The organism is Paenibacillus terrae (assembly GCF_005217525.1).
Lineage (GTDB): Bacteria > Bacillota > Bacilli > Paenibacillales > Paenibacillaceae > Paenibacillus > Paenibacillus terrae_C.
On the sequence record NZ_PNXQ01000016.1, the window covers coordinates 1,208,590 to 1,215,980 of the forward strand.

The window sequence follows — 7,391 nt, forward strand, 5'->3', positions numbered from 1 at the left end:
CCGGGGCTGGGTACGGATATGGCGGGTAGGATGCAAAGCCGCCATAAGCACGGGAACCGCAGCCGCAGTTGTTAGGCGGGTAAGGGAGATTTACGTTCTCTGCTTCACCCACGGGAACTGCCAAATATAATTTCTCATCATCCACATGCTCCACAATTCCATCATACATCGTTCCATCCTTCACCCATACGCATACGTAGCGGTGCATATGCTGTTGACATAACATTTTAGCATCCATTTTTTCTGGTGCAGTCCCTTTTTCGTTGGTCATGCTTTTTTCCATGGTTGTTTCCTCCTAGGCTCTTGCATGTATACCGTATGTTATTCAAAAATGGGCTATGTGCTACATCAAATTGGGCGAATTCCGGCTTGCAAACAAAAAAAGAAGCACCCCGGAGGCTCTTGGTAGAGCCCCTCTGAACGGACGTATGACGGGAAGTTTCCTTCCGCAGCATACGTCCGCCGGGGTGCTGTATGATTAACTTGTCGGCTTAGCTGTATTATAACAATACTTTGAAACTGTATCTGTGATCTGTATCACGTCGCTTCAAAATGTTTCCATAACCACGCGGGAGCCGCCTCCTGCCTGCTCTGCGGGAAGAACGACCAGCTTGCGCGGCAGGCGGGCTCGCAGCTCGGGCACATGGCTGATCACGCCGACTGACAGTTGATCGTGATGCAGCTTTTCCAGCGAGGTGATCACCGTGTCCAGGAGTTCAGGGTCCAGCGTTCCAAAGCCTTCATCCAGAAAGAAAAATTGCAGCGGGTATTGGCCGCGCAATTGAATCTGGGCCGACAGTGCGAGTGCGAGCGACAAGGAGGTCAGGAACGTTTCACCGCCGGACAAGGTGGATACTGGACGCTTGACCCCGCCGTTGGCATCGTCACTAATGACAAAGCCACCGCTGGAGTCTACCTCTAGCGCATAACGCTGCTTGGTCAGAAAACGTAAACGACGTGAAGCCGACTGACTGACCTGCATTAGCTGCTCCTCGGCAATGTATTCGACGAAGGCGTTGCCCCGGAAAACGGACTGGAGCTTGGACATCTTTTCTGCCTCGCTGCGCAAATGAGTGCGATTGGACTCCAGTTCCATCCAGCGGACATGCCGATGCTGCAAATCCTCCAAATCACGCTCAGCCTTGGCACGATTCTGGAGTGCCTCTTCGTCACTTGCACGGCAATCACGCAGCTGGGCGGCGGCCGATTCCCACTGTTCCTCTGTCACTGTTGCTCCATCCAGCTGTTCTTCCACATGTTTTAAACGGGAGGACAGCTCTTTTTCACGTTCCCGATGCAGGCTCACTTCACGTTCATAACGTGCAGCTTCCTCCGACCCGAGACAGCATTCCATAACCTCTGCTTCCGTAGCAAAAGGGGAGGCTTCCAGACGACTGCTCCAGCGAGACTCCGATACCTGCCGTCTTTCTTCTGCCGAATCGGATGCCTGCCGGGCAATCAGCGAAGCATGAACGGCTTGCTGCCTGCGTTCCTCCGCTTCAGCGCGGAGGCGTGCGGCGGCTTCGGCTCCGTTTCTCAGCCCTCGAAGGCGCGAGTTCGCTTCTTCCAGCAAGAAAGCCGCAGGGTCTTCTCCAACCCACTTGCGAAGCTGCACCATTTTTTCGCGCAGCGAGTCATCTTTATTCTGGAGTCCAGTACGACGGGCAATAATGATTTTGTCTTCCTCGATGATGCTCTGCTGGATCTGCTGAACACGCGCCGCCTTCTCTTCGAGGAAGGTCACGCTCGTCTCCAGCCGGGACCGCAGCTCTTCCGCACGTGTATCGCGCTCCTGCATGGCGCGATAACGCTCCGCGGCTTCGCCTGGCACCACGTCCGGCAGCTGCGCCGCCCATTCGGCGCGCAATGCCCCGCTGCGCGTGGTGCATGCCTCGCGCTTGCTCCGCGCCTGCGTCAGCGCTGCGACTGCCGCCTCTTGCTCGGCGGCTGCGCGAATACGCCGCTGCTGGCCGGCGGTGTCCGCCTCGCGTAACGCGTGCGCCTCCACAGGCAGCGCACGCGCACGGGCGGCCAGCTCGGCGGCCGTCCGCTCCAGCGCCGCGCAGCGCTCCGCCCAAGCGGCGGCACCGCGCAGCGGCGCTGGCGCTGCGATGGGCGCAGCCGGCTCGCCCGTGGCGGCCGCGCCGCTGGCATCTGCGGCAGGCTGCTGCGCCAGCAGGCTACGCTGCTCGTGCAGCTGCTGGCGCAGCGTAAGGCGCAGCTCCTGCAAGCCTAGCCGCAGACGGTGCAGCTCGTCCGGCGCTGCGGCATCCGCGCCGTGGGCCGCGGTGGCGGCGGGCGCAGGGTGGTGCAGCGAGCCGCACACCGCGCACGGCTCGCCCTCGCGCAGCTCGGATGCGAGGTGCTGCGCAAGGCGGCCCAGCTCCTCGGCGCGCAGCTCATGGCGAAGCTGCTCCTCCTCGGCAGCCAGCGCCGACACATCGGCACTGACCTCTGCCTCCAGCGCGAGCAACACCTCGATGCCCTCAGCCGCCTGCGCGGCAAGGGCGGAACGCCGTCCCTCCACCTCAAGTGTCTCCTGCTCCGTCAGTTTCAGGCGTTCGTCAGCCTGGGCAAGCCGCTGTTCCTGTGTGACACAATCCTGCTCTGCTTCGCGTAGCTGCTCATCCGCCGTCTCCAGTTGTTGCAGCCGTTGCACAGCCTCTTGAAGCATTCGCCGTTCATCCGCACGCACTTCATTTTGCTTCAATTCCTGTTGAAGCTCCTGCTGCCGCTTTGATCCTCGCGCATATAGCTCTTGTTCCTTGGCGAGACCTTCGGCATATGTAGCAAGGGTTTGCTCACTCTGCGCAAGCTCTACCGCCAGACGGTTCCGTTCTGACCGCAACGCTTCCGTATCAAGCTCCAGTTGCAGCGCCTGCTCCAGCTGATCGATTCGAAGCAACAGCTTCGGTTCCTCTGCACCCAGAGCTTGCCGGGCCTGCTCATCTGCTTGCACAGACACAACCGCAGCCTCCTGCGCCAATGTCGCCTGCACCGCCGCTTCTTCCGCTGCCTTTCGGCGTTTATCCGCTTCGGCAGCGGCTTCCTTCCAATCGGTCAGCGCAGGCAGCAATGCCTCGGCTGCGGAGGCCTGACGGAGCTTACGCTCCAGAGAAGCAATGTCCGGCTCCAGTGCTGCCAGCTGCTCCAACTCGTTCGCCCGGCGGCTGCGCTCCATGACCAGCTCACGAATTTTGTTCAGCGCTTCCGTCTCGCGAGATACCCGTTCCAACTCGCGGCGTGAGGCCTCCGCATGGGCAAAAGCCTCTTTGAGACGCTGTTCTGCCTGTTCAAGCGCTTCGGCACCCGCATCGCCCAGACCCTGCTGCTCCGCCTCCAGTGCTTTCAATGCAGCGTCATTGTCCTTCACACGACGACTCAGCTTTTGCGCAAGCTGATCTCCATACTTTTCCAAATGAAACAAACGCTGTAGCATCTGCCTGCGTTCACTGCCCTTTAATGATAAAAATTCAGCAAACTTCCCCTGTGGCAATACGACAGCACGTGTGAAATCGTCCATTTTCAGGCCGATATACTCCTCCACACAACGCGTCACGTCCTGCACCTTGTCAGCCAGGACTTCCTCACCCTCCTCTGTGAACGCGATAAATCGACTAAGCGTATTATTCACCGATACGCCCCCAGCCCGTTTGAATCGGCGCTCCACACGATAACGACGAGGCCCTTGGGCTGACATCAATTCGAACGTAAACGCAACGGACAGCGTATCCTCAGCATGATTCATAATGCCCTGTGTTCCATTCACCGCCCGCTCCACCTTGCCGTACATAGCCAACGTAATCGCGTCCAGCAACGTCGATTTACCGCTGCCTGTCGGGCCAAAGATCCCGAATAGTCCGGTTTCGGTCAGCTCGTCAAAATGGATTTCCTGCGACTCCCGGTAGCTTTGCAACCCCGCCAATTTCAGAAGAATCGGTTTCATACCTCCTCCTCCTCTGCCTGGTCCCTTGCATCATCCTGTTCCACCAAGTCCAAAAATAGCTGCACCAACCCATCATCCGGCTGTGCGCCGCCCGTTTGCCGTTGATAAAAAGCCCGAAACAGCTCGTGAACCGGCAGCTCTGAGCGCTGGTGTTCCAGTTGTGCCGCCGCCATTTCAGGATACATCGGGCGGATGTGAATGATGCCTTCACGGCTTTTACGCAGCCGCTGAATATCTCCCAGCGACATCGCTTCCTCCAGCGTAATTTCCAGGTCAATAAAGGCGTCCGCATCCAGCCCTTCGTCCAGCCAGCGATACACCTCCTCCAGACCTCCCCGCGCCCGCCATTTCACTAAAGGCCGTCCACTCGTAATATACAGCTCCTCGACCTGTGCGGGCTTGTCTGCGACCACGTCAATGAGCGTAACCGATTTGGCCTGCCCTGCTTCGGAAAAGCTATAAGCCAGCGGAGATCCGCTATAGCGCATCAGCCCGTCACCCTTCACATATTGGGGACGGTGCAAATGCCCCAAAGCCGTATATTGCGCCCCGATGCTTAACGCAGCTGGGTCAACCGTATAGGCTCCCCCGACCTGAATCGGACGCTCCGAGTCTGATTCCAACCCGCCAAGCACATAAATATGGCTCATGGACAGATTAACGGTGTCAGGCCGAAACGCCGTACCGAGCTGTGCCATCAGCATCCCCACACGACGACTGTAAGCCTCTCGCAGCACCGTTTCGTCTCCATCCTCGGACAACAGCTCGTTCAGGCGGGACTCCGAAGGATAGGGCAAAGCTGCAATACACGCCATTTCTCCTGTACGCGGTGTATGAATCCGCACGGCTGCCCCGCGGGGCAGCCCCAGCAGCGTAATTCCGCGCTGACTCACCAGCGGTGTAACCGAGGATACCCGTTCCGGCTGATCATGATTTCCCGCAATAACGACCAACGGTCTTCCTCCTGCCGTTAAACGGGCAGACGTTTCATAAAATAGCTGCTCGGCGGCGGCTGGAGGATTGACCGAGTCGTACACGTCTCCAGCCATCATAATCAGATCCGCCTGCTGATCGTCAGCCATTTTTTCCAATTCTTCCAAGAATGCCTCCTGCTCCTTCAAACGACTGCGCCCTTCCAGCGTTCTACCCAAATGCCAATCTCCTGTATGCAAAATCCGCATGCTGTTCCTCCTCTCTATCTATTTCATCCATCAAATAACTACAATCGCACACTTTCTCCAGCCTCCAGAAAATACAACCACTTCTCAGCAACCCTTTTACCTGTAATATCTTCGATCACATGGGCGTACATCTCCAGTTGAAAACGATATTGCTCCGTTAAATGAGACACCGTCCGATATTCGGATACCCGGTCTGTTTTGTAATCAAGTAAAACCAGCCCTTCTGGCCCCTCAAACAGACAGTCAATAATCCCGTTCATCAGCACTCTATCATCGTGGCCAGGCTCTGACGTCATGCTTTCCCGCTGTTGCCCGGCGGCTCCCGACTCTGTTTCCTGTGCTAACAGCATCGACGGCAAACTGCGGCTCCAAAAATCTGCGGCTCCGATCGTATAGGTGAAAGGAAGCTCACGCTGAACATGGGATGTCTCCAGCAATCTTCGACCCAGCTCGCTGGTGAAAAAGTGCAATATTTTATCCGTATCTAACGCCTCCGCCTGAACATCCAGCAACAAACGCTGATTCAGCAGACGAGCCTTCGTTTCCTCAATCACCTCGGCGTTCATCATACCATCCAGTGGCAAATGCAGAAACAGCGTATGATACACCGTTCCGCGTTCCGTCGGCGTCAGTCGCCGGTTACCCATAAATTTGGGTCTGCGCAAGTGCAGTCGATTTTCCCCAGTCTGAGAATCTTCCATCTCCTCTGGTAACTCTGCTACTTGAAAAGAAGACAGATTTATCCAATCTTCCGATCCAGCTTCCTGCATCGTTAGCCATCTTTTCATTTCGGTAACTGATGTATTCGCCGCCGTCTTGCTTGCCCGTTCATACGGATAGGACCAGGAAAGCGCAGCGGCAATATCTGCATCAGCCCTTGTTGTCATATCTGCCGAGCTATTGGATACGGAATCGGATGAGAGCCACCTTTTGTCGATCGGCTCGGCATTTTTCAACGCTACCGTCTTCTGCTGACGCTCTTCATTAGCAGTCTCTTCCCCAGGGTCCAAATTCAAACGAGAGCCGGAAAGAGTCTCCGAAGCTATGATTCTAAATAGCCAATCTCCGCCCGGCATATATTCCAGCCTGTGATAGTACCCCTCCTGATCCCCTGCCGCTTCCCTCAGTACAGCAGCAGAAGGATGTCGGATCAACGCAGGACCTACCCAGTCCAGATAACTGCGGCCTGCTGCCAGCATATAATCAGGTAAAACCGTTTCCGTATGCTCTTTGGCCCGTGCCCAACCTGCTGCACGTGAAGTGAGATCCTTTACGGTTCCGGTCATAATAAGCTTCTCACGCGGACGCGTAAGCGCAACGTACAGCACCCGCATTTCCTCAGCCAATAGCTCCAACTGGGAACGTCGACGGATCGCCAAATTAGGCAGCGTCGGGTAGCTGATCCGATTTTGTTCCTCCACATATTTGGGACCGAACCCCAGCTCCTTATGCATCAGAAACGGCGCATTCAGATCCTGCTGATTGAACATTTTAGCCGTTCCGGCGATGAACACGACAGGAAATTCAAGTCCTTTACTCTTGTGAATCGTCATAATACGGACAGCCTGATCAGGTTCAGTACCGCCACTAGATGAACCCAAATCACCGCCTCGCTCTCGCAAACGGGAAATAAAGGTCAAAAACCGGAACAGGCCCCGGTTAGAAGTAGAAGTCTCATACTGTCTCGCCCGGTCATACAGCGCCCGCAAATTACTCTGACGTTGAGAACCGCCGGGCAATCCACCTACCCAATCCAGATACCCCGTCTCCTCCTGCAAACGCCAAATCAGTGCACTCAAGCTGCCTTGTCTTGCTTCTTGTCGCCATGCTTCCAAATCGCGCAAAAACGAACGTAGTCGGGCAGGCAACGTATTTCCGCTATTCCTGTCATCCATATCAGATGCATCTGTCGAATCTCCTGCAAAAAGATCCCATTCCAGTATATCGCTGGACGTTCCATTTTCACTCTCCTGTGTAGGGTCAGCCTCAGCCGCTGCCAGCAGAGCGCCATAAAACAATCCGTCCGGCTTTTGCAGCCTGATTTGTGCCAGCTCATCCTCGGTCAAGCCTACAATCGGTGAACGAAGCACAGATGCCAGCGGGATGTCCTGCTGCGGATTATCAATAATGTGTAGCAGAGACAGCATCACCTCAACTTCCGTTGCTTTGAAAAAGCCTGTTGTCTGCTCCCCGGATGCCGGAATGCCCTCAAGACGCAGCTCCTCTACAATCAGCGGTGCCCATACGCTTGCCGAACGGAGCAA

General features: G+C 56.1%; 4 protein-coding genes. All 4 read right to left on the reverse strand.

Annotation, left to right across the window (positions count from 1 at the left end; genetic code table 11):
- Positions 1-283 (reverse strand): hypothetical protein (locus tag C1I60_RS23195; RefSeq protein ID WP_252361838.1); only part of this gene is annotated, 283 nt, incomplete at its 3' end.
- A 264-nt stretch (positions 284-547) separates the two neighbouring features.
- The gene (locus C1I60_RS23200) at positions 548-3,946 is read right to left on the reverse strand and encodes an AAA family ATPase (RefSeq protein WP_137063824.1); all 3,399 of its coding nucleotides are present in this window, start codon (positions 3,944-3,946) and stop codon (positions 548-550) included.
- On the reverse strand, positions 3,943-5,127 hold the full coding sequence (locus C1I60_RS23205) for an exonuclease SbcCD subunit D (RefSeq protein WP_137063825.1): 1,185 nt from the start codon (positions 5,125-5,127) through the stop codon (positions 3,943-3,945). The genes C1I60_RS23200 and C1I60_RS23205 overlap by 4 nt, the downstream gene beginning before the upstream one ends.
- A 38-nt stretch (positions 5,128-5,165) precedes the next feature.
- Positions 5,166-7,391: 3'-5' exonuclease (locus C1I60_RS26005; RefSeq protein ID WP_252361839.1), on the reverse strand; the 2,226-nt coding region annotated here is incomplete at its 5' end.